The 3,628-nt window shown below is 42.8% G+C and carries 6 protein-coding genes and 1 pseudogene; 2 read left to right on the top strand and 5 right to left on the bottom strand.

Annotated elements, in window-relative coordinates; translation table 11 throughout:
- Positions 1-240: 240 nt before the first annotated feature.
- From F6K57_RS39715 to F6K57_RS39705, 3 genes are read right to left on the bottom strand one after another with little or no spacing between them, the layout of a single operon-like run.
- Positions 241-432, bottom strand: coding sequence for a hypothetical protein (locus F6K57_RS39715; protein ID WP_293074291.1), 192 nt, complete (start codon positions 430-432; stop codon positions 241-243).
- On the bottom strand, positions 417-662 hold the full coding sequence (locus F6K57_RS39710; RefSeq protein WP_293052052.1) for an HNH endonuclease signature motif containing protein: 246 nt from the start codon (positions 660-662) through the stop codon (positions 417-419). Before F6K57_RS39710 ends, F6K57_RS39715 begins: the two co-directional genes overlap by 16 nt.
- Positions 659-931 (bottom strand): hypothetical protein, encoded by a 273-nt coding sequence (locus tag F6K57_RS39705; RefSeq protein WP_293052055.1) that lies wholly within the window; start codon positions 929-931, stop codon positions 659-661. The genes F6K57_RS39710 and F6K57_RS39705 overlap by 4 nt, the downstream gene beginning before the upstream one ends.
- A gap of 448 nt (positions 932-1,379) precedes the next feature.
- Between F6K57_RS39705 and F6K57_RS39700 the strand changes: the two genes are divergently transcribed.
- Both F6K57_RS39700 and F6K57_RS39695 read left to right on the top strand, forming a co-directional pair.
- Complete coding sequence (locus F6K57_RS39700) at positions 1,380-1,598, top strand: hypothetical protein (RefSeq protein WP_293052058.1); 219 nt, start codon at positions 1,380-1,382, stop codon at positions 1,596-1,598.
- On the top strand, positions 1,591-1,875 hold the full coding sequence (locus F6K57_RS39695; RefSeq protein ID WP_293052061.1) for a type II toxin-antitoxin system mRNA interferase toxin, RelE/StbE family: 285 nt from the start codon (positions 1,591-1,593) through the stop codon (positions 1,873-1,875). The genes F6K57_RS39700 and F6K57_RS39695 overlap by 8 nt, the downstream gene beginning before the upstream one ends.
- 270 nt (positions 1,876-2,145) lie before the next feature.
- Here the strand turns inward: F6K57_RS39695 and F6K57_RS39690 are convergent.
- Together F6K57_RS39690 and F6K57_RS39685 are read right to left on the bottom strand one after the other, a co-directional pair.
- Positions 2,146-2,413, bottom strand: a pseudogene (locus F6K57_RS39690) (DUF2442 domain-containing protein).
- 558 nt (positions 2,414-2,971) lie between these two features.
- The coding region (locus F6K57_RS39685) for a peroxiredoxin-like family protein (RefSeq protein WP_293074286.1) at positions 2,972-3,628 on the bottom strand (657 nt) is incomplete at its 5' end.

Below are 3,628 nucleotides of genomic sequence, written 5' to 3'. Positions count from 1 at the left end.
TAACCCTCTGCCTAAAATTTTTACGCTCCGCTCGCAATTTTACACTCAATTTATACCGTGACCACATGGAAAGAAAACATGGCACAAGCTCAACGACTCTGTTCTTTTGGTCTAGACACGCTTAAGCCACTTTTTAGAATGAAATAGCCCTGCCATTATAGGCTATAATTAGTAGGCATTTTTGTTTGCAAATATCGGTCGTACGCGATCAATATTTCCATCAATGCTCAATTCTGTTACCTACTCATTAGGTGGATGCCAGCCTACTTCAATCCAAATTGCTCTTGCTTCAATCAGATTCTCATTGTTCAAGGGCAGCGCTATTACTGTTGCTCGGCCCACTGGTGTTATTCCAGCAATATGAGTTCCACCATTGTTCCAAATGAAATGGTCGTTACCAAAATTGATTTCGTGGATTATAGAGTGCAACATACTTCCAAGTCTAATGGATCAATTGCGTAGATTTTGCTCCCAAAGAATTCATTGCAGCGATAACAGGAAGCAGCTAAATTTTCTCGATTGTCTGTTCCACCTTGTGAGCGAGGCCAGATGTGATCCATGACTAGTGGTGTACCAGTCAACTGGGAAGAGGTTTTACAATATTCACAGCGAAAATTGGCTTCTTGAATTACGCGCCGTCGTAATTCAACAGATATGGTCATAGAATCACAGGTAAATCAATAAGTGCAGGAATCCGATGCCCTTTCCAACGTAGAACAGACCAGGCATAAGCTTTCCGTAGCATGAGACGATCGGCTGCTTGTCGCAACTCGGCGAGTTCCCGCCGTTCCTCCGGTGTCAGTTTCTCATCCTGATGTTTGTCTAGCAACTCAACACAGCGATGATGCTGATCAGGGTCTATTTCTGCTTGAGCAATGTTGAGTAGCTGTTCAGTATCTAGTGTCTGAAGCTGTAATAACTCTGCTTGCATTTCTTTTGGGGCATTATCAACCGAAGGTGGCAAATTGCTAACTACACAATGCAGGTGCAAGTGTCTCTACACTTTGCTGCGTAGCTTTGGCAATTCGTGCCAGTTGGTGGAAGATGGGACTAGGCAGATCGATCGTGATTTGTTCAGTTGTCATGTTCAATGGCTACTGGCATGATACTGCGGTTATTGTAGCGAGTTTTTTCATCGTGCATCTAACCGACCTTTTTTGGAACGATCGTTGTCCCCAAGTGCGTTCGCTTTTAGCGGCTCCTTAGGAGCATCGCTCTTGTAGGTTGGGTTGAGGAAGGAAACCCAGCATCTCCAACTAACATAGCCCTTTCTAAAATTCCGATTTGGGAAAGTGCGATCATTTGTTTGGGCGTGTTAAATTGAAAATAATGAATAAATTAGATTAGAGTAAACTAATATTTTGGCAAGAGAGTAAAAAATGATGCAAACAATTCAATTCCATCAAATTTTAGAAATGATTGACGCTCTTTCTTTAGATGAACAGAACGATTTAATTAATATTGTTAGACATAGACAAATTGAAAAAAGAAGAGAGGAAATCGCTGTTAATATAACTAAAGCTCACCAAGACTATCAACAGGGTAACGTTTTTCGGGGTACAGTTGATGATGTTATTGCCGAATTAAACAATGACTAATTTAATTTTAACATCATCATTTAAGCGAGCTTTTAAGGCAATCATTAAACGTCAACCGAATTTAAAACCAAAAATTGAAGCCAAATTAAGATTACTGGCTGATAATCCTTATAATCCTATACTACGCACTCATAAACTCAAAGGTAAATTATCAGGTGCTTGGGCTTGTTCGGTAGAATATGATTGTCGTCTTATTTTCAACTTTGAACAAAATCAAGACACCTTAGAAGAAGAAATCGTTTTAATTGATATTGGCACTCACGATGAAGTTTATTAGTGCGTACGCTCTTGTAGGGTGGGTTCGATTACACAGGATCTATCAAGACATTTATTGACCGACTATCACAGAACGCACCATAAACGACGAACTCAATTCACCAGGTTGACTCAAAGGGGGGATAATGTTGAGGCACGAAACCCAACAATCACGGGCTTTTGCGTAACCTTTCTGATCCTGCACTGGACGGACTGGCGTACGCTTAGTTCGTAACCGTTAGATACCTGCCGCCAGTGAGCTTGAACCTTAGGGTCCCTCACCTCGATTAACTCATAAATTTCTGGAGGATGGGGCTGGCGCACCACGCAGCATCCCTTCTGTACTCAAATCCTCGTCCTCGGTCGCTCCAGTGGATACCATAACCACCACCGCAAACTTCCCAATTTGAACGTTGATCGGGTGTGGCATTAAGTAGCCTTGGGTACCAAACTAGAGGTACGGTAATTTTCCGCCCATCCATTAAATCAACACTAATGGTTTCTTCAGTAAAGTAGACATTCTTAACTCTCTCATCCGCTCGAATTGCCAAAATACCCATACCAAGCCTCTAAAAAGACCGATCCGTAAAATTGTTGGCATAATGGAATAATTCTAACACTATGCTGGTTACAATGTCTTGAACTTTGGCTTGCAGCGCGATCAAGTCGTCTGGTAGTGCGTACGATCTTGTAGGGTGGGTTCGATTACACAAGAGCTATCAAGACATTTATTCACCGAAGATCACCGAACGCACCATCCCTTACTGGGCTCGGTGGAGAACGCGATCGCATTCCCACCCTACTGGGCTTCATTCATTTTTAATTTTTAATTTTTAACGTTGTATTCCTTGTTGTATGCCCTGCTCTATTCCTGACTGAGTAGCAGCTTATAATTTTTATAATAAAAGTGGTGATAACCGCATCAATTTTCTCCCTGTCTTGCTCTTATAATTCTGTACTTACTTCTAAGTTACTATCGCTTTGGTAGAACTAAGTAGTCGGACAAAAATAAAATTAACTGTTGAAATAGGGAACAGGGAACAGCGGATCTGGGAACAGAGGATTTTTTGGCAACTTTACACAAGTTAATACAGCGAGGTTTATTTTTGTCCAGCTACTTAATCTAATAAAAACGACAGTGGACGACTCATATTCTGAGCAAAGCCAAGGAGCCCGCAATCCTGGTATTCGTAGAGTAATTTCCCCTGTGAATCGAATAAGAAGGTTCCCCCTCGCTGGGTCAGATAAGCCCCATTGGGTACATAAGTATTCCAGTGCTTTAAAACCTCTGTCATATTCCGCAGCCGCAGGGTTGCCAATTCAAAGGGTCTTTGAAAACCTTTGCCACCAGCCAGCCTGAAGAATGAGCCCTTGATAGGGGGAAGTGGTACACCTCGCACAACCTCCTCATCATCGAGCAACTGCGGAGCCTGACTATCGCCCCAATAGCCTCGAAATACTTCAGCTAGAGTGCCAGGACTACCAATACCCGCACACATCAGCAGCAAATTCAAGTAGGCATTTAGGGTTATTGAGAGCCCTGGTAGCTTGAGCGATAGTCCTGGATATAGATTAAGCTGGTGGTGCAGCTGTGCATTGGGAGAGACAAACAGCCAATCCCCAGGAAACCCCGTATAGTTGCAGAATTGCTTACCAGAATCGCGATTGCCAATACCAACAGCTCGTATTACTATACCCTCGCCCTGTAACCTTTTTGCTTCCCGTTGCAGCCACCAAGCGTATTCGAGACTGTCGAAATCTCCAAGTTGGGGCCA

It is taken from the genome of Moorena sp. SIO4A5 (genome assembly GCF_010672005.1).
GTDB lineage: Bacteria > Cyanobacteriota > Cyanobacteriia > Cyanobacteriales > Coleofasciculaceae > Moorena.
This window is presented reverse-complemented; position numbering and strand designations above follow the sequence as displayed.